This is a genomic window from Halomonas sp. B23F22_3, assembly GCF_043496965.1.
Classification (GTDB): Bacteria; Pseudomonadota; Gammaproteobacteria; order Pseudomonadales; family Halomonadaceae; genus Halomonas.
Genome location: NZ_JBIEKG010000001.1, coordinates 69,644 through 92,543 on the forward strand (window position 1 = coordinate 69,644; position 22,900 = coordinate 92,543).

Here is a 22,900-nt window from a genome sequence, read left to right on the forward strand (position 1 = left end):
CGGGCATACACCAAATCATGAATGCCATTCACCTTACGACTTCCCTACACTATCCGTCTTGCCGAAGATTGCAGAACAGGGAGTGTGCATGATCGAACCGGCCTTTCTTCTCGCGGCCTTCCTCGGCGGCATGTCCGCGATGCTGCTGCGACTGCCGCCCATGGTGGGCTTTCTCGCCGGCGGCTTCGCGCTCAACGCGCTGGGCTTCGACAAGACCCCGCTGCTCGAGACCCTGGCCGACATCGGGGTCGTGCTGCTGCTGTTCAGTATCGGCCTGAAGCTGGACGTGCGCACCCTGCTGCGCCGCGACGTCTGGGGTGGCGCCACCCTGCACATGCTGGCCTCGACCCTCGTCATGGTGATGCTGCTCGCCCTGATCAAGTGGCTGGGCCTCTCGCTGCTGGCCGATACCGGCTGGTCCACCCTGGCCCTGCTCGGCTTCGCGCTCTCCTTCTCGAGCACGGTCTTCGTGGTCAAGGTGCTGGAGAAGCGCAGCGAGACGCAGACGGCCTATGGCCGCCTGGCCATCGGCGTGCTGATCATGCAGGACATCTTCGCGGTGCTCTTCATCACCGCCTCCAGCGGCGAGCTGCCGAGCCCCTGGGCCCTGGGCCTGGTGCTACTGATCCCGCTGGCCCCCGCCCTGCGCGCCCTGCTGGACCGGCTGGGCCACGGCGAGATGCAGATGCTGTTCGGCATGCTGCTGGCACTGGTGCTGGGCTACGCGCTGTTCGAGTCCGTCGGCGTGAAGGGCGATCTCGGCGCGCTGATCATCGGCCTGCTGCTGGCCCCCCACCCCGCCGCCCAGACCCTGGCGCGTTCGATGTTCAGCCTCAAGGAGCTGTTGCTGGTGGGCTTCTTCCTGAGCATCGGCCTGACGGCCATGCCGAGTGCCGAGATGCTCGGTGCCGCCCTGCTGCTGGTGCTGATCCTGCCATTGAAGAGCGTGATCTATCAGGCGGTCTTCATGCGCTTCAAGATGCGCCACCGCACCTCGGTGCTGGCCACGCTCAGCCTGAGCAACTACTCGGAGTTCGGCCTGATCGTCGGCGCCATCGCGGTCTCCAGTGGCTGGCTCTCGGGGGACTGGCTGGTGGTGATCTCCCTGGCCGTGGCGCTCAGCTTCGGGCTCTCGGCCGTGCTCAACGGCGTCAGCGAGCGCGTCTATCGCTGGCTGGAACCGCGGTTGCCGCGGATCAGCGTCGACGAGCTCTCGCCCAGCGACCGCCCCATCGAGGTCGGCGACGCCGAGGCGGTGGTGCTGGGCATGGGGCGCATCGGCCGCAGCGTCTATCGCCGCCTGCAGAAGGAGTACGGCCTGCGCGTGCTGGGGATCGACAGCAACCCCCAGAGCGTCAAGACCCTGAGCGGCCGCGGCTTCAATATCCTCGAGGGCGATGCCGTGGATTCCGACTTCTGGGACAAGCTGTTGATGTCTCGCGACGTGCAGATGGTGGTGCTGGCGATGCCGCACCATGCGGGTAACCTCTTCGCCCTCAAGCAGCTGCGCTCCCGCGAATTTCCGGGGCGCATCACCGCCGTGGTCGAATACCCCGAGGAGATCGAGCCGATCCGCGAACTGGGGGCCAATGCGGTCTTCCACGTCTACGACGAGGCCGGCCGAGCGCTGGCCGACAGCGCCGCCGAGGAGGCCGGCGTGGCCTCCCGGGCGAGCCAGCTGGGATGAGCGACGCGCCCGGCTTGTCAGGGCGGGCCGCTTGTCGCGATACTTTCTCCATCGCTTGATGTCAGGGCCCGGCCGGCGCGCCGAGGCCCCCCACACCGGAACACACCCCCATGGACGACGTCTTCAGCTTCATCGGTAACGCCTTCGGCGAATTCATCCGCTTCATCGTCGCGGGCCTGACCGGCTTCTTCTCCGGCCTCGACGAGGCGGCCGGCAGCTTCATGCAGGGGCTGTCCGACTCGCTGGGCATCCCGATCACCCTGATCAGCCTGCTGGTGCTGGCGTTTGGCCTGTGGCTGCTGTGGAAGGGGGTTGCCGCCCTGCTACGCGGCGCCTTCATCGTCATGCTGATCTGGTGGCTGCTGGGGGTGACGGTGCTGAGCTGGCTGATCCACTGACGCCCTGACCTGCCCCACTCACGACGACAGCGCCGCCCTCTCGGGCGGCGCTGTCGGTTTCAACGCATCATTTCCAGGCAGGGTGCTCCCTCAGGCGAGCGCCTTCTCCACCACCTCATAGACGTTGGGCGAGAGCTCCTCGGCGCGGATGCGCTCGAGCTCGGCCTTCATCTGCTCCTGGCGCGCCTCGTCGAAGCGGGCCCAGCGGGTCAGCGGCGTGATCAGCCGCGCGGCGATCTCCGGATTGAGTCGGTTGAGTTCGATCACGGTGTCGGCCAGCAGCCGGTAGCCCGCACCGTCGGCCCGGTGGAAGTTGACCGGGTTCTGGTTGGCGAAGGCACCGATCAGCGCGCGCACCCGGTTGGGGTTCTTCAGCGAGAAGGCCGGATGCGCCATCAGGAACTTCACGCGATCCAGCACGTCCGCCTGGGGGCGCGTCACCTGGAGGCTGAACCACTGGTCCATCACCAGCGGGTCATGGGCCCACTTCTCGCCGAAGGCCTTCAGCGCCGGGTCGGCGAGGTCGCCGCGCGAGCCGTGCACCAGCAGCGTCAGGGCGTGGCGCACGTCGGTCATGTTGTGGTCGGCCGCGAACTGCGCCTGGGCGAGCTCGAGCCCCGTCTCGTCCTCGATGGCCATGAGATACGAAAGCGCCACGTTCTTGAGGCTGCGCGCGGCGATCTGCTCGGGCTCCGGCGCGTAGGGCGCCTCGGAGCAGTTCTCCTCGTAGAGCCGCAGGAAGTCGTCGCGCAGGGCCGTGGCCAGGGACTGCTTGACGAAGGTGCGGGCGGCGTGGATGGCGTCGACGTCGACCAGCGGCTGCTGCTCGGCGATGTAGGCCTCCGAGGGCAGCGTCAGCATCTGGGCCAGCACCGCCTTGTCGTCGATACGGGCCGCCAGCACCGCGCGGAAGGCCTCGACCACCCGCGGGTCCATCACCTTCTCGACCCCGTTGCGGTGGGCGGCGATCAGGTCGTCCAGGGCCAGCAGCGCCAGGCGCTGGCCGGCGTCCCAGCGATTGAAGCCGTCGGAGTCATGGGCCTGCAGGAACGCCAGGTCCTCGCGACCATAGGGGAAGTGCAGCTTGACCGGCGCCGAGAAGCCGCGCGCCAGCGACGGCACCGGGGCCTCGCTGACCTCGGTGAAGATGAACTCCTGCTCGTCTTCGCGCAGGTGGATCACCGCGTCGGTGCCGAGCGCCTCGCCGTCCAGGGTCAGCGGCAGGTCGCGGCCGGACTTGGTGCCGACCAGCCCCAGGCGCACCGGGATGTGCAGGGCCTGCTTCTCGGCCTGGCCGGGGGTGGCCGGGGTGCGCTGGCGCAGCACCAGCCGGTACTCGGCATTGGCGTAGTCGTACTCGCCGTGGGCGTCGATCTCGGGGGTGCCCGCCTGGGAGTACCAGCGCAGGAACTGGCCGAGGTCCTCGCCCGAGGCCTCGGCCATGCAGTCGACGAAGTCCTCGATGGTCACCGCCTGGCCGTCGAAGCGCGAGAAGTAGAGATCGCTGCCGCGGCGGAAGGCCTCCTGCCCCACCAGGTTCGAGAGCATGCGCACGATCTCGGCGCCCTTCTCGTAGATGGTCAGGGTGTAGAAGTTGCCGATCTCGATGTAGTGGTCCGGGCGCACCGGGTGGGCGGTGGGGCCGGCATCCTCGGCGAACTGGGCGGTGCGGAAGAAGGAGACGTCCTCGATGCGCTTGACCGGCGCCGAGTTGGTATCGGCCGAGAAGCACTGATCGCGGAAGACCGTGAAGCCCTCCTTGAGGGAGAGCTGGAACCAGTCGCGGCAGGTGACGCGGTTGCCGGACCAGTTGTGGAAGTACTCGTGGGCGACGATGCCCTCGACGCGCTGGAAGGCGGCATCGGTGGCGGTCTGGGGATGGGTCAGCACCGCCGCCGAGTTGAAGATGTTGAGCCCCTTGTTCTCCATCGCGCCCATGTTGAAGTCGTTGACCGCGACGATCATGAACAGGTCGAGGTCGTACTCGCGGCCATAGGCCTGCTCGTCCCAGGCCATGGCGCGCTTCAGCGAGGCCATGGCGTGATCGGTCTTGTCGAGGTTCTCCTCCTCGACCCAGATCTGCAGGGTCACCTCGCGCCCGCTCAGGGTGGTGAAGCGATCCTCGACCTTCTCGAGGTCGCCGGCCACCAGCGCGAACAGGTAGCTGGGCTTGGGATGCGGGTCCTCCCAGGTGACGAAGTGGCGATTGCCGGGCAGCTCCCCGCGCTCCACCGGATTGCCATTGGAGAGCAGCACCGGCAGGGTCGCGGCATCGCCGATCACCGTGGTGGAGAAGGTCGCCATGACGTCCGGGCGGTCCGGATAGAAGGTGATGCGCCGAAAGCCCTCGGCCTCGCACTGGGTGCAGTACATGCCGCTGGAGCGATAGAGCCCCGACAGCGCCGTGTTGGCATCGGGCGCGACCTCCACCTCGGTATCGAGCAGGAAGGCCTGGGGCACCCGGTGCACGACCAGCCCCGCTTCGCCGACCGCGTACTCGTCCTCGCCTAGCGCCTGGCCGTCGATGGCGATGGCCTTGAGGTCGAGCTGCTCGCCGTCGAGCTCGAGAGGGGCGCCGGCCTCCTGCTCGGGGTGGCGCTCGACGTGCAGGCGCGCCTTGACCCGGGTGGCGGCGGGGTCGAGGTCGAAGGTCAGCTCGGTGTGGGTCACGCGGTAGGCGGGCGGACGATAGTCACTCAGGTAGATCGGCTGCGGTTCTGACATCTAGGAAGGGCTCCTGTCGGTATTTGCGATCCATTGTACGGCCCGCCGTGCCCGAAGCTCAAAGCCGGGCGCTCAGCGGGCCGCCATGGGTTCGGGACGCGACAGGACCCAGGCGGTGACCAGCGCCAGCCCCGCGATGAGCGCGAGCTTCAGCCACAGCAAACTGACGGTGAGGGCCAGCACCAGCATCGACACGGCGAGCATCGTCGCAGCGAGTCGCTTGGCATGGCGGGGAATCGCCCGCTCGGCCTCCCAGGCGGTGATGGCGGGACCGAAGCGGGGGTGTTCGCGAATCCAGGCGGCGAAGCGCGGCGAGCCCTTGGAGGCCGCCCAGACCGCCAGCAGCATGAAGCAGGTGGTCGGCAGCAGGGGCAGGAAGGCACCGACCACGCCCACCCCGAAGCTGATCCAGGCGAGGCTCAGGAAGGCGAGGCGTTGCAGGGTCGGCATCTGGCGCTCACTCCCGTTGTTCGGCATGCCCCTCATTGAAGAGCATTTCGCCGCCCGGTGCCAATCGCGAACGCCTATGGGTGCCATCGGGATGACCGGGATCATGCCGCCCGGTCAGTCGCCCGATTCGTCGCGACGATCGGTCACGACGGTCAGTCACGAAAGTTGTCGAACTGCAGCGGCAGGTCGGGGCCGCCCTCTGCACGCAGCAGCGCCATGACGGCCTGGAGATCGTCGCGCTTCTTGCCGGTGACACGCACCTTCTCGCCCTGGATCTGGGCCTGTACCTTGAGCTTGCTCTCCTTGATCCGCTTGACGATGTCCTTGGCCTCCTTCTGGTCGAGGCCCTGCTTGAGGGCCACCTCCTGACGGGCGCGCACCCCGGAGAGCACCGGCTCCTGGACGTCCATGCAGCGGGCATCGATCCCGCGCGCGATCAGCTTGTTGCGCAGCACGTCGAGCATCTGCTTGAGCTGGAAGTCGACCTCGGCCTCGAGGGTCACGGTGTCGCCGCTGAGCTCGAAGCTCGCGGTGACGCCCTTGAAGTCGAAGCGGGACTGGATCTCGCGATTGGCCTGATCCACGGCGTTGCTGGCTTCGTGCTTGTCGAACTCGGAGACGATATCGAAGGAGGGCATGGCGATGTCCTGATGGTCATGAACGTAGGCGAAAGTGGCGACGATTCTATCAGCCCTCACCCCGGGACGCGGCCTCCTCGAAGGCGACCAGCGGCTTGGCCATCTGCCAGCCGGCACAGCCATCCTCGTAGTAGTCGCTCAGCCAGCGCTCCGGGCAGAAGCCCATGCGCCGATAGAGCCCAAGCGCCACGGCGTTGTCGACCCGCACCTCCAGGCCCAGCACCTCGGTCTCCCGCGCGCGCGCCTCGTCCTCCAGCGCCTCCAGCAGCTGCCGGCCCAGGCCGCTGCCGCGCCCCTCGGGATGCACGCAGAACGAATAGAGCCGAGCGCGCCGGCTGCCGCGCCGAAACAGCAGGGTGCCGTAGCCGAGCAGGGCCACGGGGCGCTCGTCGCGATGGCCGCGCTGGGCCACCAGGGTCAGGGCATGGGCCCGGTTGAGCAGGTGCCAGAGCTGGCGACGGCTGAAGCGATCGCCGCTGAAGGCCACCTGTTCGAGGCGATAGAGGGCGTCCAGGTCGTAGCCGCTGGCCTGGCGCAGGGTGACGGTCATCTCGTGTCTCCGGAGATATTGACGACGATTGTGATCATGGCCCATGTGGATGTCATCGCCGCTGTTCATGAAATCTTTTCATATTTACCGGCGCTTGTTCGCGCCCTACCCCGGGCGCATGCGGGCCGCCTTCCGGCGGCACCCCGCCGCCCCGCCTGGAAGCCTGACATCTGTCCGCTGCGCATCGTCGTCGACCGCCTCGAAGACTGGCGGCCCTATCCGCCCTCCCTGGATCTGATCGCCGCCGACGACTTTCTCGCCCAGGACCGACAGCACCGCCTCGTCGATGGACCAGGCCACACCCCCCCAGGTGATCAACCTGTGCAGCGAACTCGGCTACCTCGGCACCGGCTACTACGTGTCGCTGCTGGCCCAGGCGCGAGGCCAACGCGCGCTGCCGACGGTGATCAAGGCGGCGCTCAAGGCCATCCGGCTGATCGGCAACGGCTTCTATGGGGTGGATATCGAGCAGGCGGGCGAGCGGGTGGTGGTGATCGAGGTCAACGACAACCCCAACGTGGATGCCGGCATCGAGGATGCCGTGCTCGGCCGCGCCCTCCATGAGCGGATCATGGCTGTCTTCCTGGCGCGCATGGAGGCCATGGGTTCGCCAGCGAGTAGCCCCTGAGCCTCGCTGCAACCAACGCCGGCGGCTGACGCACGACGGGTTCTGGCGTATGCTGCCACTCTTCGACAAGCCTTGTACGTAGCACGGAGCTTCGATGAACGATCGCGATACACGCCACCAGCAGGCGATGCAGAAACTCAAGACCCGGGTCGACGAGAAGGTCGCCGAGGCGACCGAGCAGCGCGGGCTGCTGCTGGTCTTCACCGGCAACGGCAAGGGCAAGACAACCGCCGCCTGGGGCACCGTGACCCGCGCCCTGGGCTACGGCTACCGGGTCGGGGTGGTGCAGTTCATCAAGGGGCTCTGGGAGTGTGGCGAGCGCGAACGGCTGGCCGAGGACGAGAATCTCGAGGTCGCGATCATGGCCACCGGCTTCACCTGGGACACCCAGGACCGCGACGCCGACACCCGCGCCTGCCGGGAGGTGTGGGCCGAGGCCGAGCGGATGCTCGCCGACCCCGAGGTCTACCTGGTGGTGCTCGACGAGATCACCTACATGCTCAAGTTCGGCTACCTGGACATCGCCACCGTCAAGGCGGCGCTGGCCAACCGCCCTGCCGAGCAGACGGTGATCGTGACCGGGCGCAACGCCCACCGCGAGCTCGTCGCCATGGCCGATACCGTCACCGAGATGAACGAGGTGCGACACGCCTTCAACAGCGGCCTCCAGGCGCGCCGCGGCATCGACTACTGACCCCTTTATTTTCAATAACTTAGCACAAAACCCAGCCACCCCGTCGTCACGGGGCAACATGTAACCTACTGATTTTATTGAACTCACCCTTCCCTCGCTATAACCGTCGCGTCGCCGCGACGGTCTCCGCGCTCTTTGCGGGGCATCCCCTCCTGCCCATCCGCCCCGGTCCCGCGCCAACCGGCTGACCATGCCGCCTCCCAGAAGACTGGCACGCATCTTGCTGGCACCGATGATCATCAAGGCGACGTTCCGTGTCTCCGCCGAGCACGGGGCCGTCACGATCATCGAGCAAGGAGCAAGCGATCATGAAAATCACCATCTTCGGTTCCGGTTACGTGGGCCTGGTCACCGGTGCCTGCCTGGCCGACGTCGGCCACGACGTGATGTGTGTCGATGTGGACGAGGACAAGGTAGCCCGGCTCAACGCCGGCGAGGTGCCGATCTACGAGCCGGGGCTCGAGAGCCTGATCCGCCAGAACCGCGCGGCCGGGCGGCTGCACTTCACCACCGATGCCGAGCAGGCGGTGGCCTTCGGCTTGCTGCAGTTCATCGCCGTGGGCACGCCCTCGGACGAGGACGGCAGCGCCGACCTGCGCCATGTGCTGAAGGTCGCCGAGACCATCGCCCAGCACATGGACGGCTACCGCATCGTCGTCGACAAGTCGACGGTCCCGGTGGGTACCGCCAGCCGGGTGGCGCGGACCATCGCCGACGAACTCGACCGCCGCGGCGTCTCGCTGGACTTCGATGTCTGCTCCAATCCGGAATTCCTCAAGGAAGGCGCGGCCATCGAGGACTTCTCCCGCGGCTCGCGCATCGTGGTGGGCACCGACTCACCGCGGGTCGAGAGCGCCATGCGCGAGTGCTACGGCCCCTACAACCGCCAGAAGGACAAGTTGATGTTCATGGGCGTGCGCAGCGCCGAGCTGACCAAGTACGCGGCCAACGCCATGCTCGCCACCAAGATCAGCTTCATCAACGAGATCGCCAACCTCTCCGAGCGCCTCGGCGCCGATATCGAGGAGGTGCGCCACGGCATCGGCAGCGACCCGCGCATCGGCTACAGCTTCATCTACCCGGGCTGCGGCTACGGCGGCTCCTGCTTCCCCAAGGACGTCAAGGCGCTGGCGCGCACCGCCGAGCAGGTCGGCCACCCGGCCGAGATGATCGCCGCCGTCGAGAGCGTCAACGCCCGCCAGAAGTCCCGGCTGTTCGAGATGCTCTGCCAGGCCTTCAACGGCGAGCTCGCCGGCAAGACCATCGCCCTGTGGGGGCTGGCCTTCAAGCCCAACACCGACGACATGCGCGAGGCCCCCAGTCGCGCCCTGATGGAGGCCCTGTGGGACGCCGGTGCGCGGGTCCAGGCCTATGATCCGGAAGCCAGCGAGGAGTGCCGCCGCCTGTACGGCGAGCGCGACGACCTGGTGCTGACCGGCCAGCGCGACCAGGCGCTCGAGGGGGCCGATGCGCTGGTGATCTGCACCGAGTGGAAGGCCTTTCGCACCGTGGATTTCGCCGGGCTGCGTGAGTCGCTCGCCTCGCCGGTGCTGGTCGACGGTCGCAACCTCTTCCCCCCCGAGTCGGTGAAGGCGGCGGGCCTCGCCTACTACGCCATCGGCCGGGGTGACTCCGTGCGTCCCGTGCTCGCCTGAGGGGAGTCGAGATGTCGAATAGCCCTGACGATCGCTCCGTCGCCAGCAAGGCGACGGAGGTCGCGACCTTCATCCTCGGGATCGCCCTGCTGATCGTGGTGGTCGACGGCCTGCCGCTGGACGTCTTCTCGACCGAGTCGAAGAGCTTCTTCTTCGCGGTCGGGGCCGTGGGCATCTGGCGCTACAGCTGGTGGCTGATCCAGGCCGTGCGCTCGGTCTGGTACAACCGCCGGATCTTCCCGCGCCTGCGCGCCCAGGCCGATGCCGCGGGGGAGCAGGCGCTCCCCCCCGAGCTCTATGTGCTCTGCACCTCGTTTCGCATCGAGCCGGAGGTCAGCTTCCAAGTCTACGAGGCCCTGGTCCGCGAGGTCGCCGACTACGGCGTGCCCACCACCATCTTTGCCTCGATCTCCGACCGCACCGACGTGGACGTCATCACCCACGTCATGGACGACAACGGCTGGCCCGAGAACATCGAGCTGCGCTACATGTTCCAGAAGGGGGACGGCAAGCGCTCGGCGATGGCCGAGGTGCTGCGCGCGATCTCCCGGCGCATGCCCGCGCCCGGCGCCTTGCTGGTCTCCATGGACGGCGACATCCGCCTGGAACCGGGCACCCTGTCACGCTCGCTGTCGTTCTTCAGCGTCCAGGAGGACCTCGGTGCCCTGACCACCAACAACAGCGCCATCGTGACCGGCGGCGACGCCACCAAGGAGTGGTACGACATCCGCTACGCCCAGCGGCATCTGGTGATGAGTTCGATGTCCGTGTCTCGGCGCCTGCTGGTGTTGACCGGTCGCTACAGCGCCTTTCGCGCCGACCTCGCCACCCAGCCCGATTTCATCGACCTGGTGGAGAACGACCACGTCGACCACTGGCGTTTCGGCACCTTCAAGTTCCTCTCCGGCGACGACAAGTCGACCTGGTACTGGTTGCTGAAGAACGGCTGGCGGATGCTCTACATCCCGGACGTGCACGTCTCGGGGTTCGAGGAGCTGCCCGACCGCAAGCGCTTCTTCCATTCGACCACCGACCTGATGCGCCGCTGGTACGGCAACATGCTGCGCACCAGCAACCGCGCCATCGCCCTGGGACCACGGCCGATGGGCCTGTTCACCTGGTGGAGCCTGGTCGACCAGCGGCTCTCCATGTGGACGACCCTGATCGGTCCCACCGTGGCCGTGCTGGTGACCCTGTTCATCCGCCCCTCCTTCATCTTCGCCTATGCGCTGTGGATCCTCTTCACCCGCGGACTGGTGACGCTGATCCTCGCCTGGCAGCACGGCCGCTTCAGCCTGCTGTGGATACCGCTGATCTATTACAACCAGGTGTGGGGCGCGCTGCTCAAGACCTACGTGAGCTTTCGCTTCAACCGCCAGGCCTGGTCGCGCCAGGGCATCTCCGCCGGCGAACCGGGTGACCCGGAAGCGGTCAAGCGCCAGCGGCGCATGGGCCATGTGCTGCACGGCTTCGCCTACGGCCTGCTGCTCTTCGTGCTGGTCATCTCCACCGGGGTCCTGCAGCCGCCGGACCGGACCTCGCTCTCCCTGCTGACCGGCGGTGGCCACCGCGAGTCACCGGCACGCATGGACGAGCGCTGGCTGTCGCTGGCCCTCGCCGACGCCCCGGAAGGAGGCAGCGTGCAGCTCCCGGCAGGAGAATTTCGCCTCGACGCGGACCGGCTGGTCGGCAACGGCGGGGCCGACCGGCCCCGCGCCCGCCACGTGCTGGGCGCCGAGGATGACACCACTCGCCTGATCGTCACGCCCGAGCTGGCCAGTCACCTGAGCGATTCCAGCGGTCGCCCCGTCGCCGAGGCCTCGACCTGCCCCGCGCCCGCTGGCTGCACCCTGGAAATGGAACACCACTCGATGACCTTCACGGACCTGACGATCCAGGTGGATACCGCTCGGTCCGGCGACGCCGTGGCATCGGTCAAATTACAGAGCAAGGAGAAGGCACAGGATGTCTGATCATCATTCCGACATGCACGACATCGACCGCAACGAGCCGACCCTGGGCCCTGGCAGCCCGCGTGGCGCGGGCCGCTCCGACAGCCCGTCGGGGCACCATGATGCGCCCGGGGAACAGATCCGCCACGAGCGCCGCGACGAGCGCCGTTTCATCCGCGTGACCCCGCCCTTCCGGGTCCGCTTCGAGGACGGCCAGGAACTCACCGGGGCCGATGTCTCGGTGAGTGGCTTCGCCGTTCGCACCTCGCGCCCGATGCGCCCGGGAGAGCACTGCTCGGCCTCGCTGCTGCTGACCGTCGGGGCCACCGAGCTGATCGTTCCCGTGCGGGCCGAGTGCCGTCATGCCACCGCCGAGGGTCGCCAGCACGTCAACGGTTTCGAGATCACGGATATCGATCCGCCCCATCGCGAACTCCTGCGCCAGGTCGTCCGCAGCTGCCTGACCGGGCGCCAGGCCAACATCGAATCGCTGATGGAGGGCGAGGACGCGCAGACCCCGCGCAAGCGCAAGGCAGGGTCGTCCACGCCCCAGCCACCGTCTCGTCCGCCCAAGCCGCGCGGACGCTACATGCTGCTGTTCACCGCCATCGCGATCCTCGCCGTGGTGGCCGCCGCCACCGCCTACCGCAACTTCATGCTGATCGAGCCGAGCTTCGCCGCCGTGACGGCGCCGCGGATCGACATCCGCGCGCCCGGGCCCGGCATCCTCGAGGCGCACGACCTGCAGGCCGGCGAGCGGGTGGAACGCGACCAGGAGCTGACCAGCATCGCGAACAGCGACCTGGAATCGGAGCTGATCCTCTCCCAGGCCGCGCTGCGCTACAACGACCAGCTCATCGCGAACCTGCAGGAGCATCTCGAGTCGGCAGGCGGCGGCCAGGTCAGCATCGCCAGCTCCGCCCGCCCCGAGAGCGGCCAGGCCATGAACTTCGAGACGGTCTCGCCGGAGATCGCGCGTGCCCGCATCGAGCAGTTCAAGACGGCCCGCGACCTGGAGAGCTCCCGCATCACGGCCCTCGAGGCGCGCCAGTCCAGCAACGACATCTTCAGCCCGTGCAACTGCCTGGTGGCCTGGGCCCTGAGCAGCGCCGACGGCACCTACGTCAACGAGAGCGAGCGGATCATGACGCTGATTCGCACCGGTGAGGACGACGTCATGGTCGAGGCCCTGGTGCACATGGACGACATCGAACGCATCGAGCCGAACCAGACGGCCTATGTCGCCCTGCCCAACGCCTCGACGCCGATCCGTGCCCGGGTGCGCAACGTGGCGCTGGACATCGAGCGCCAGCCGCGCGCCGGCTTCCCCAGCTGGGTGCGTCAGCAGCAGAACGTGGCCAGCGTGCTGCTGGTGCCCGAGGAGACGCTGCCGGCGGAAAGCGTCGGCAAGCCGGTGGACGTTCGCTTCACCGAGGCCCCCATGCTCGGCGCCACCGCCGAGTGGGTCTGGCAGGGCGTGCGCGCCGTGATCCAGCTCGGCGACCGCATCTATCGTGCCGCCATCCAGGAGGAGCCGACGCAGGGCGCGGGCTGAGGCCCGCCCCGCTACCGCGAGGCCCCGTGCCGCGACGGCCGCCGTCGCGGCCCATCGCCAAGGAGACACCATGAGCATCGAACATCGCCCCGTCCGCCACCCCGCCCTGGCCCTTGCGGCCCTGCTGGCGAGCCTTTCCCCGACAGGCGCCTGGGCCGAGGAGGCGAGCAATGACCTCTCCTATCCGAAGGTCGAGGCCTGTTCCGAGCGCTATCGACAGGTGGCGACCCCGCGCCCCGACCCCTCGGCCGAGGATGCCCGGCAGGGCGTCCGCCAGGGCTTCGCCACCACGCGCTCCTGGGGTGTCGACACCAACGTCGAGCTGCTCGACGCCGAGGCCACCGGCCTGGGCGAGTCCGGCCTGCGGGTGCACTACCCGGCGGGCACCTCATCCCCCGGCGATACGCAGCAGGGAGGCGCCGGCTTCTACAGCGCACCGGCCGGTGTCGCAGGCGCCGAGCGCGCCTGCCTCACCTACCGGGTGCGCTTCGAGCCCGGCTTCGACTTCGTCAAGGGCGGCAAGCTGCCGGGCCTGTTCGGCGGCGAGGCGCCCAGCGGCGGCGAAGAGGTCAACGGCGAGACCGGCTTCTCGATGCGCTTCATGTGGCGCCAGGCCGGTCAGGGCGAACTCTACGAGTACGTGGCCAGCAAGGACGAGGAGTACGGCGCCTCGGTGGGCCGCGGCCTGTGGAGCTTCCCCACCGGCGAGTGGGTCACCGTCGAGCAGGAGCTCGTGCTCAACACCCCCGGGGAGGAGAACGGCCTCGCCCGGGTGTGGATCAACGGCGTGCCGGTCCTCGAGCAGGGCAACATCGTCTATCGCACCACCAATGAGGTGACCATCGACGGCCTGATGTTCTCCACCTTCTTCGGCGGCCACGGCAAGGAGTGGCGTACCCCCCGCGACCAGCATGCCGACTTCGCCGCCTTCCGTTTCTATGTCCCCGCGTCCTGATCGGGGACGCCTGCGTATCGACAAGGAGCCACGCCTGCCATGCCCCACGTCCTTCTCCCACTGACGCGCCGCCCGCTGCGGGCAGCCCTGACCCTGCTGCTGGCGGGGCTGGCGAGCACCTCGGGCGCCGCCGAGATCCTCACCATCGAGGAGCGCGAGGCACTCGACCTCTCGGCCTATCGCGTCACCGATCCGGACGCGGGCTACTTCGACGTCGCGGCACGCATGGAGACCCTCGCCTCCACCGACAATGCGATCCTGCTTCAGGAGCTCGACACCCTCTCCCAGGGGCCGAGCTGCCAGCAGATGATGGCCTTTGAGCCGATCACCACTCAGCTCAGGGTCCCGGGCTACTACCCCAACCCGCAGGAGTGGGAGCTGGCCTCGGAACCGCTGTTCCAGTTCGAGGACAACGTCTCGAGGCTGGCCGGTGCCTTCATCGCCAGTGGCGACGACTACTACGCCGACTGCCTGGTGCGCTTCCTGGACCACTGGGCGGAGCAGGATGCCCTGACCGACTTCTTTTACGACTCCAAGGAGCCCCAGGCGTGGTTCGCCACCGAATCGATGATCTTCGCCGCCGCCATGGCTTACGCCAACGTGCGGCCCTTCGTCGAGGGCCTGGAGGAGGAGCGTCAGAACGTCGAGCGCTGGCTCAACGGCCTGGCGCACCAGCACGCCGGCATTCCCGGTGGCAAGGGCAACAGCTGTTGCAACAACCACTTCTACCGCCGGGCGCTCTACGCCAGCATGGTCGGCGTGCTCACCGAGGACGATGAACTGTTCCGCTTCGGCGTCAGCGCGATCCACGCCGCCCTCCACGACATGACCGAGCGGGGTGCCTTCCCCCTCGAGGTCTCCCGGGGCCGCCGCGCCACCCACTACCAGAACTACGGCCTGCTCTACCTGATCACCAACATGCAGGTCATCTCCCGTCAGGGCTATGACATCTTCGATCTGGAGATCGAGGGCCACACCATCCATGACGCCGTGGACTTCCTCTTCACGATCCTCGACGACCCGGCCGCCCTGGGCGACCTGGCGCCGCGCGAGCAGTACACCGGGTTTCTCAAGGACCCTCAGTACTTCACCTGGATGGAGATCTACCTGAAGCGCTTCAACGCGCCCCGGGTGGAGAACTTCGTGCGTCAAATGCGCCCCCTCTACAACCGCAGCGCCGGCGGCTACATGACCCTCTACTTCATGGATCCTGCGGCACAGACCCACGTCGTGCTCGACGAGGAGAAGCAGGAAACCACAGCTTTCAAGGGGCTGGAGCAGCCGTGATCGTCGCGCTGTCACCCTCCCCTTCCACCCACCGCGAGGCCCGAACCGCATGAACATGATTCCCGACAACACGCCCCCGGCCCTCCGGACCCGTGGCCTGCGCCTGGCGGCTTCGGCCGGCCTGCTGGCCCTGCTGGCCGGCTGTGCCACCTCCCACACCGACTCGGCCCCCCAGGCCACCGCGTCCGTGCCCGAGCAGTATCAGGACTGGTTCGACGGCGGCCGGGCCCACAACCTCGAGTGGATGCACAAGCAGACGGTGAAGAAGGCCGACAAGGCGATCGCCGCCGGCAACCCGCGCGAGGCGATCCGGCTGCTGGGCCTGCTGACGGACAAGGACTTCCCCCAGGCGCACTACGAGCTCGGCAAGCTCTATGACCAGGGCAAGGGCCTGGAGCGCGATCCGGCCAAGGCGGCCCGGCACTACGCCGAGGCCGTGCGCACCCCCTCCTACATCCTCGGCCACGCCTCGCTCAACCTGGCCAAACTCTATCGCGCCGGCGACGGCGTCGAGCGCAACGACCTGCTGGCCTATCACCTGCTGCGCCAGGCCATCCGCGAGGAGGTCGGCCGCGACGCCCGGCTGATGCTGGCCGACCTGCTGGTCGAGGGCGGCGAAGGCGTGAAGGCCAACCCCGAGCGGGCCGCGGCGCTCTATGCCAAGGCGGCGGAGGAAGGCCATGAGGAGGCCCTGCTGGCCCTGGCCGAGGCCCATGGTCCCGGCGGCTGGCTCGAGGAGGACCCCGCGCGTGCCATGGACTATGCGCAGCGCTACGCCGAGACCCTGAGGCAACGCGCCTCGGCCGGCGAGAGCGAGGCGATGATCGAACTGGCCGAGCTGCATGCCCCGGACGGCGTGCTGGGCGACCAGCCCGAGCGTCGCCTGCACTGGCTGCGCCAGGCGGCCGAGGCCGGCGACGAGGACGCCCTGAGCGACGCCGGCAATGCCCTCCTCGAGGCCGGCAAGACCCGCCAGGGCCTGGCCATGCTGGAGGAGGCCGCCAAGAATGGTGACGTCGACGCCATGACGCAACTGGGTCGGGCGCTGAGCGAACGCCGCCCCGGCGAGGCGCGGCGCTGGCTCGAGGAGGCGACGCGCCAGGGTTCCCTCGACGCCCGTGTCTCCCTGGGACGCCTGCTGCTCGACGCAGAATCGGGCGCGACCGATCCCCGCCGTGGCATCGAGCTGCTCGAGGAAGCGGCGCAAAAGGACGATCCCCTGGCCCTGGCGGCCCTGGGCGATCACTACATGAACGGCGATGTGAGTGCCACGCAACCCTATATCGCCGTCGACTACCTGAAGCGCAGCCATGAGCTGGGTCACCCCTGGGCCACTCAGCTGCTGGGCACGGCCTATCTCGAGGGACGCGGGGTGTCCGCCGATCCGCAGCGCGCCGAGGCGCTGCTGCGTGACGCGGCCGATCAGGGACAGAGTGCCGCCCTGGGCCTGCTGGGCCAGGCCTATCTCGAGGGCGAGACCCTCCCCCTCCATCCCAGCCGTGGCGAGGAACTGCTCCAGGCGGCGGCGGAAGCCGGCGAGACCTCGGCCATGACCACCCTGGGCGAGGCCTACCTGGCGGGGCCCCTCGAGGCGCGCCCGGAGCGCGGCCTGTCCCTGCTGCGCCAGGCCGCCGAGCAGGGCGACGGCTATGCCATGGTCGTGCTCGGCCGGGCCTATCGCAAGGGCGAAGGCGGCCTGCCCCGGGACCTGGACAAGGCCTCCCGGTGGCTGAGCCGCGCCCGCGACGCCGGCCATGAGTCGGCCGATGCGGCGATGACCCGGGTCAACCGCGACCTCGGCGCCCAGGGCAACATCGAGGCCCTGGTCAAGGCCGCCGAGGCCGGAGATCCCGGGGCCATGGCCGACCTCGGTCGCGCCTTCCTCGAGGGCAAGGGCGTGCAGCAGAACGCGGCCCATGCCCGGACCTGGCTGGGCCGTGCCGCCAAGGCGGGGCACGACGGGGCCCGGGCGGACCTCGGCGAGATGCTGCTCGACAGCGATCCCGAGCGCGCCGTGACGCTGCTTCGCAGCGCCGCCGACCGCGGCCATCAGGGGGCCCGTCTCACCCTGGGACGCGCCTACCTGGAAGGCGGGCCGGTCGCGGCCGACCCCGAGCAGGGCGTGGCCTACCTGCGTCCCGCGGCCGAAGCCGGCAACCCCTACGCCGCGCTGCTGCTCGGCCAGGCCTATCTCGCCGGCCAGGGTGTCGAGGCCGACCCCGAGCAGGCCGAGCAGTGGCTGACCCAGGCCGTGGAGAGCGGCGACGTCTCGGCGCGCGCCAACCTCGGGCGGGTGCTGCTACGCGGCGAGGGCGGGGTGCCCCGCGACGGCGAGCGCGGCCGCCGGCTGCTCGAACAGGCCGTCGACCAGGGGCATGCCGGCGCCATGGCGACCCTGGGGCGTGAGTACATTCGCGGTGATTTCCTGTCACAGGATGTCCGCCGCGGCGCCGACTACCTGCTGCAGGCCGCCGAGCAGGGCCACGCCAGCGCCCGGCTGGCACTGGCCAAGGCCTACCTGGCGGCCAACGGGCTCAAGAATGCCAGCCGGGAACAGGCCCTTCTGTGGCTCGATGGCGTGATGCAGGGTGACAGCGCCATGGCCTCCCAGACCCTGCACGAGCTGCTCTCCGACGACGAGGCCATCCAGGCCCTGCAGGCGGAGGGACAAGCCGCCTCCGGCTGACCCTCCCCGACCCCGCAACGCAGAAGGCCGGCCCCTCGGGGCCGGCCTTCTGCGTCTTGCGCTGGCGACGTCGCGGCGATCAGCCGCCGAACGGGTTGCGGAGTACGATGGTCTCGTTGCGGTCCGGACCGGTGGAGATGATGTCGATGGAGGTCCCGACCTTCTCCTCCAGGAAGCTGATGTAGGCACGGGCGTTGGCCGGCAGGTCCTCGACGCGCTTGACGCCCAGGGTCGACTCGCTCCAGCCCGGCAGGTCCTCGTAGACCGGCTCGATGGCTTCGTAACCCTCGGAATCCACGGGGGTGTCGAGCACCTCGCCGTCCTTGCTGCGATAGCCCACGCAGACGCGGATGTTCTCCAGGCCGTCGAGCACGTCGAGCTTGGTCAGGCAGATGCCGGAGACCGAGTTGATCTGCACCGCGTGACGCAGGGCCACGGCATCGAACCAGCCACAGCGGCGCGCGCGCCCGGTGGTGGCACCGAACTCGTGGCCCTTCTCGGCCAGGTGGCGGCCGTGGTCGTCGAACAGCTCGGTCGGGAAGGGACCGGAGCCGACGCGGGTGGTGTAGGCCTTGGTGATGCCCAGCACGTAGTCGAGATACAGCGGCCCCACGCCGGAACCGGTGGCGGTGCCGCCGGCGGTGGTGTTGGAGCTGGTCACGTAGGGGTAGGTGCCGTGGTCGATGTCGAGCAGCGAACCCTGGGCGCCCTCGAAGAGGATGTTCTCGCCGGCGCGGCGCATGTCGTGGACCAGCGAGACGGCGTCGCAGACCATCGGGCGCAGCTCCTCGGCCATGGCCATGGCCTCGTCGAAGACCTGCTGGAAGTCCACCGGCTCCTCGCGGTGGTACTCCTTGAGCACGAAGTTATGGTACTGCAGCACCTCGCCCAGCTTGGAGGCGAAGCGCTCGCGGTGCAGCATGTCGCCCAGGCGCAGGCCGCGACGCGCGACCTTGTCCTCGTAGGCCGGGCCGATGCCGCGACCGGTGGTGCCGATCTTGGCGATGCCGCGATCCTTCTCGCGGGCCTGGTCCAGGCGCACGTGGTAGGGCAGGATCAGCGGGCAGGAGGGCGACAGGCGCAGGCGCTCGCGCACCGGCACGCCCTTGTCCTCGAGCTCGCGGATCTCCTTCATCAGCGCCTCGGGCGACAGCACCACGCCGTTGCCGATCACGCAGAGCTTGTCCTGGCGCAGGATCCCGGAGGGGATCAGGTGCAGCACCGTCTTCTCGCCGTCGATCACCAGGGTGTGCCCGGCGTTGTGACCGCCCTGGAAGCGCACCACGGCGGACGCGGATTCGGTGAGCAGGTCGACCACCTTGCCCTTGCCTTCGTCACCCCACTGGGTGCCCAGTACGACTACATTCTTGCCCATTGTGCTCTCGTCTCTCGTTGCGGCACCGCGCCCTTGAAAAGGCCCAGGGCCGAGGTCATTGACCGCTGGCCGTCAGGCGCGGTCCTGTGGGGTCTCGAGGAAGCGTGGCTCCCAGCGACCGTCGATACGCTCCAGCCGGCGATCGCAGCGGTGTTCCGCCGGACCGGTGCGCTGCCCGGGCAGCGCCTGGACGACCCGTTCGCCCTGCTGGCGCAGCGCCTGCAGGGCGTCGGCGAGCCCCTCCCCTTCGGCCGGGGCCCAGATGCCGTCGGGCTCGGGTTCGCCGGGGGCCAGGGTGGCCAGCAGCTTCAGGTCCATCGAGAAGCCGGTGGCCGGCCGGGCGCGGCCGAAGGCCCGGCCGGTATCGTCGTAGCGCCCTCCCTTGGCCAGCGCCTGGCCGTAGTGCGGCACGTAGGCGGCGAACATCATGCCGGTGTGATACTGATAGCCGCGCAGCTCGGCCAGGTCGAAGTAGGGCTCGACCCCGGGGTACTCGGCGAGTACGCCGTCGACCAGGGCCCGCAGCTGATCCAGGGCCGCGCCCACGGGCTGGGGCGCCTCCTGGAAGGCCTCGAGGGCCGCATCCAGCACCTCGCGTCCGCCATGCAGATCGCCCAGGGCGAGGAACATCGCCGCCAGCCCCGGGTCACGCACGCTCTCCTCGACCCTTGCTGCGAGCTCGCCCGGCGACTTCAGCGCCAGGGCATCGAACAGCGCACGCTCCTGATCGGCATCGAGGCCGGCGGCCTCGACCAGGCTGCGATAGATCCCGATGTGACCCAAGGCCAGGTGGATCTCCTGGGCGCCGGCCGTCTCGAGGCTCGCCAGCGCCAGGCGCAGGATCTCCAGGTCGGCCTCCAGGCCCGCATGACCGAACAGCTCCACGCCGACCTGCACCGGGCTGCGGCCGCCCTGGTACTGGTCGGCCTTGGCGCGCAGCACGTTGGTGCAGTAGCAGAGCCGCACCGGCCCCTGGCGACGCAGGGAGTGGGCGTCCATGCGCGCGACCTGGGGCGTGACATCGGCGCTGACGCCCATCATGCGGCCGGTCATCTGATCGGTGAGCTTGAAGGTCTGCAGATCGAGGTCGGTCCCGGTGCCGGTCAGCAGGGAATCCAGGAATTCCACGGGGGGGGGCATCACCTGATCGTAGCCCCAGCGGTGATAGAGGTCGAGCAGCGCTCGGCGCAGCTCCTCCATGCGACTGGCCTGGGGCGGCAGTACCTCGTCCATGCCGTCGGGGAGCAGCCAGCGGTCAGCGATGGTCATGTCGTTCATCCTGCTAGACGATGGTGGGCCTTCGGCGATTCCCGGGTCGCGCGAGGCGGATCGGCGAGTGGGCGCCGGGGAGAGGCCACAAAAAAACCGGGCCGCGCCCGGTTGGAGGATTCTATCACGTTTGCAGGCCGGTTGAACCCCGACCGGCGGGCGGCGCACCGCCCGCCGCCTGGCTCACTGGTCCGTCGCGGCCGGACTCTTGAGGTACTGGAAGAAGTCGCTGGAGGGATCTAGCACCAGCATGTTGCCGTCGCCCTCGAAGCTCTGGCGATAGGCATCGAGGCTGCGCCAGAAGCTGAAGAACTCCTCGTCCTGACCGTAGGCCTCGGAGAAGATGGCCGCGGCCTCGGCATCGCCCTCACCGCGCAGCGTCTCGGAGCGAGCGCGGGCCTGGGCGAGCAGCACCTGGCGCCGGCGATCGGCGTTGGCACGGATCCGCTCCGACTCCTCCTGACCCTGGGCACGCCACTCGCGGGCCTGGCGCTCACGCTCGGAGCGCATGCGGTCATAGACCGCCGAGGAGACGTCCGGCGGCAGGTCGATGCGCTTGACGCGGATGTCGAGGATCGCCACGCCGAGCTCGTCGCGCATCAGCGCGTTGAGGTCGTTGGTGGGCCCGCTCATCAGGTCATCGCGCTTCTCGGAGATGATCTGCTGCAGGTTCAGGCGGCCGAACTCGTTACGCAGGCTCTCGTCGACACGCGGCTGGATCAGGCGTACCGCCTGCAGCTCGTCGCCAGAGGTCGCCTCGTAGTAGCGCGTCGGGTTGATCACCTGCCATTGGACGTAGGAGTCGACGATCACCGCCTTCTGCTCGAGGGTCAGGTAGCGGCTCGGATCGGTATCCAGGGTCAGCACCCGGGTATCGAAGGTGCGCACGGTCTGGGTGATCGGCACCTTGACGTGCAGCCCGGGCTGGATGTCCTCCTCGATGATCTCGCCGAAGCGCAGCTTCACCGCACGCTCGGTCTCGTCCACCACGTAGAGGCTGTTGCTGGCCAGCCAGGCGATGGCGGCCAGGCCGCCCACGACGAGCAGGGATCGATTATTGATCATCATTAACGCCCCTCCCTGCGAATGCCATTGCTGTTGCTGCTGTTACTGCTGTTGCTGCTCGACGACTGGCTGTTACCCAGGCGCTCGAGGACCCGCGGATCCAGGCCCTCCTCGCTGCCCTGGGCGCTGGCGCCCGAGCTGCCGGCACCGGAGAGGCGCTCTAGGGGCAGCACCATCAGCGGGCTGTTCTCGGTCACGTCGACCATCACCTTGTTGGTCTCGCCATACACCTCGGACATGGCGTCGAGGTAGAGACGCTCGCGCATGATGTCGGGGGCGTCGCGATACTCGGTCAGGATGGCGTTGAAGCGGCTGGCCTGACCCTCGGCCTCGGCGACCACCGACTCGCGATAGCCCTGGCCCTGCTCGACCAGGCGCTGCGCCTGACCCTGGGCCGCCGGGATCACGGCATTGGCGTAGGCCAGCGCCTGGTTGATGGTGCGCTGACGGTCCTCGCGGGCGCGGATGACGTCATCGAAGGCGTCCTGCACCGCATCGGGCGGCGAGGTGGACTCCACGTTGAGGGTCTGCAGCAGGATGCCCGTGCCGTAGTTGTCCAGGTAGGACTGCAGGCGACTCGCCACGGAGCTGCCGAGGATCTCACGCCCGGAGGTCAGGATATCGATCATGTCGGTACCGCCGACCACGTGGCGCAGCGCGCTGTCCAGGGCGTTCTCGAGGCTGAGCTCGGGATTGCGCACGTTGAGCACGTAGGAACGGGGATCGGCGACCTGGTACTGGGCCGAGATCTCGACCGAGACGATGTTCTCGTCCTGGGTCAGCATCGACTGGGTCTGGGTCAGCGAGCGCACGCGGGTCACGTTGACCATGCGCACGTCATCGATCAGCGGCGGGTTCCACTGCAGGCCCGGGGTGACCACCTCCTGGAACTTGCCGAAGCGCAGCACCACGCCGCGCTCGGACTGATCGACCAGGTAGAACCCGGAGGCCGCCCAGATGGCCAGTGCCACCACGATCAGCAGGCCAGGCAGGGTGAAGGCGTTGCGCGGCTTGCCACCGCCGCCCTTGCCCCCGGAGCCGCCGCGCTTGCCGCCGCGTCCACCGAGCATGTTGTTGAGCTTGTCCTGAAACTTCTTCAGGGCCTCGTCGAGGTCGGGCGGCCCCTGATTGCCACCGCCCTTGCCGCCGCCGTTGCCACCACGACCGCCGCCGCTCCAGGGGTCGTGCTGGTTGCCACCACCAGGCTCATTCCAGGCCATTCGTCGTCTCCACTCTGCGTTGCGTCCCGTCGACAAGACAGCCGGCGACGGGCGTCCGTTGCGATCCTTCGGGTGCCGCCCGGCCGTGCCCGGCGTCCCTGTTGTGATGTTG

Annotated in this window: 17 protein-coding genes and 2 pseudogenes; 11 read left to right on the top strand and 8 right to left on the bottom strand. The window is 68.6% G+C overall.

Annotated features, from left to right (window positions below; genetic code table 11):
• The first annotated feature begins 88 nt into the window (after positions 1 to 88).
• Both ACGTNG_RS00330 and ACGTNG_RS00335 read left to right on the top strand, forming a co-directional pair.
• Positions 89 to 1,687 carry a cation:proton antiporter domain-containing protein gene (locus tag ACGTNG_RS00330; protein ID WP_394574844.1) on the top strand — a complete coding sequence of 533 codons (1,599 nt, stop codon included), beginning with the start codon at positions 89 to 91 and terminating at the stop codon, positions 1,685 to 1,687.
• A 110-nt stretch (positions 1,688 to 1,797) separates the two neighbouring features.
• On the top strand, positions 1,798 to 2,085 hold the full coding sequence (locus ACGTNG_RS00335) for a hypothetical protein (RefSeq protein ID WP_394574845.1): 288 nt from the start codon (positions 1,798 to 1,800) through the stop codon (positions 2,083 to 2,085).
• 90 nt (positions 2,086 to 2,175) lie between these two features.
• Here the strand turns inward: ACGTNG_RS00335 and pepN are convergent, their stop codons facing one another.
• From pepN to ACGTNG_RS00355, 4 genes are all read right to left on the bottom strand, one after another.
• Positions 2,176 to 4,809, bottom strand: coding sequence for an aminopeptidase N (gene pepN, locus ACGTNG_RS00340; RefSeq protein WP_394574846.1), 2,634 nt, complete (start codon positions 4,807 to 4,809; stop codon positions 2,176 to 2,178).
• 72 nt (positions 4,810 to 4,881) lie between these two features.
• Positions 4,882 to 5,259: a YbaN family protein gene (locus ACGTNG_RS00345; RefSeq protein WP_394574847.1), complete on the bottom strand. Its 378-nt coding sequence runs from the start codon at positions 5,257 to 5,259 to the stop codon at positions 4,882 to 4,884.
• Positions 5,260 to 5,411: 152 nt separating this feature from the next.
• Positions 5,412 to 5,897 (bottom strand): YajQ family cyclic di-GMP-binding protein, encoded by a 486-nt coding sequence (locus ACGTNG_RS00350; RefSeq protein ID WP_394574848.1) that lies wholly within the window; start codon positions 5,895 to 5,897, stop codon positions 5,412 to 5,414.
• 49 nt (positions 5,898 to 5,946) lie between these two features.
• Complete coding sequence (locus ACGTNG_RS00355) at positions 5,947 to 6,447, bottom strand: GNAT family N-acetyltransferase (RefSeq protein ID WP_394574849.1); 501 nt, start codon at positions 6,445 to 6,447, stop codon at positions 5,947 to 5,949.
• 286 nt (positions 6,448 to 6,733) lie between these two features.
• On the opposite strand from ACGTNG_RS00355, the pseudogene ACGTNG_RS00360 reads away from it, so the two are divergent.
• The 9 genes and pseudogenes from ACGTNG_RS00360 to ACGTNG_RS00400 all read left to right on the top strand — a co-directional run.
• Positions 6,734 to 6,799: pseudogene (locus tag ACGTNG_RS00360) on the top strand (hypothetical protein); the annotation flags it as partial.
• A gap of 51 nt (positions 6,800 to 6,850) precedes the next feature.
• A pseudogene (locus ACGTNG_RS00365) lies at positions 6,851 to 7,075 on the top strand (RimK family alpha-L-glutamate ligase); the annotation flags it as partial.
• Between the two features lie 94 nt (positions 7,076 to 7,169).
• A complete protein-coding gene (gene cobO / locus ACGTNG_RS00370; RefSeq protein ID WP_394574850.1) occupies positions 7,170 to 7,769 on the top strand; it encodes a cob(I)yrinic acid a,c-diamide adenosyltransferase in 600 nt (199 codons plus the stop codon).
• Positions 7,770 to 8,077: 308 nt separating this feature from the next.
• On the top strand, positions 8,078 to 9,424 hold the full coding sequence (locus tag ACGTNG_RS00375; protein ID WP_394574851.1) for a UDP-glucose dehydrogenase family protein: 1,347 nt from the start codon (positions 8,078 to 8,080) through the stop codon (positions 9,422 to 9,424).
• An 11-nt stretch (positions 9,425 to 9,435) separates the two neighbouring features.
• Positions 9,436 to 11,397, top strand: coding sequence for a glycosyltransferase (locus ACGTNG_RS00380; RefSeq protein ID WP_394574852.1), 1,962 nt, complete (start codon positions 9,436 to 9,438; stop codon positions 11,395 to 11,397).
• Positions 11,390 to 12,931 carry a PilZ domain-containing protein gene (locus ACGTNG_RS00385; RefSeq protein ID WP_394574853.1) on the top strand — a complete coding sequence of 514 codons (1,542 nt, stop codon included), beginning with the start codon at positions 11,390 to 11,392 and terminating at the stop codon, positions 12,929 to 12,931. Before ACGTNG_RS00380 ends, ACGTNG_RS00385 begins: the two co-directional genes overlap by 8 nt.
• A 70-nt stretch (positions 12,932 to 13,001) precedes the next feature.
• On the top strand, positions 13,002 to 13,886 hold the full coding sequence (locus tag ACGTNG_RS00390; protein ID WP_394574854.1) for a polysaccharide lyase: 885 nt from the start codon (positions 13,002 to 13,004) through the stop codon (positions 13,884 to 13,886).
• A 39-nt stretch (positions 13,887 to 13,925) separates the two neighbouring features.
• Positions 13,926 to 15,173 carry an alginate lyase family protein gene (locus ACGTNG_RS00395; RefSeq protein WP_394574855.1) on the top strand — a complete coding sequence of 416 codons (1,248 nt, stop codon included), beginning with the start codon at positions 13,926 to 13,928 and terminating at the stop codon, positions 15,171 to 15,173.
• Between the two features lie 49 nt (positions 15,174 to 15,222).
• Complete coding sequence (locus ACGTNG_RS00400) at positions 15,223 to 17,859, top strand: tetratricopeptide repeat protein (RefSeq protein WP_394574856.1); 2,637 nt, start codon at positions 15,223 to 15,225, stop codon at positions 17,857 to 17,859.
• Between the two features lie 79 nt (positions 17,860 to 17,938).
• Here ACGTNG_RS00400 and ACGTNG_RS00405 read toward each other — a convergent pair whose 3' ends face one another.
• The 4 genes from ACGTNG_RS00405 to hflK all read right to left on the bottom strand — a co-directional run bounded on the left by ACGTNG_RS00405 (position 17,939) and on the right by hflK (position 22,788).
• The gene (locus ACGTNG_RS00405; protein ID WP_394574857.1) at positions 17,939 to 19,234 is read right to left on the bottom strand and encodes an adenylosuccinate synthase; all 1,296 of its coding nucleotides are present in this window, start codon (positions 19,232 to 19,234) and stop codon (positions 17,939 to 17,941) included.
• A 72-nt stretch (positions 19,235 to 19,306) separates the two neighbouring features.
• Complete coding sequence (locus ACGTNG_RS00410) at positions 19,307 to 20,503, bottom strand: ATP phosphoribosyltransferase regulatory subunit (RefSeq protein WP_394574858.1); 1,197 nt, start codon at positions 20,501 to 20,503, stop codon at positions 19,307 to 19,309.
• Positions 20,504 to 20,686: 183 nt separating this feature from the next.
• Positions 20,687 to 21,568, bottom strand: a complete 882-nt coding sequence (hflC, locus tag ACGTNG_RS00415; RefSeq protein ID WP_394575538.1) for a protease modulator HflC — start codon at positions 21,566 to 21,568, stop codon at positions 20,687 to 20,689.
• A gap of 2 nt (positions 21,569 to 21,570) precedes the next feature.
• On the bottom strand, positions 21,571 to 22,788 hold the full coding sequence (gene hflK / locus ACGTNG_RS00420) for an FtsH protease activity modulator HflK (protein WP_394574859.1): 1,218 nt from the start codon (positions 22,786 to 22,788) through the stop codon (positions 21,571 to 21,573).
• Positions 22,789 to 22,900: the final 112 nt, after the last annotated feature.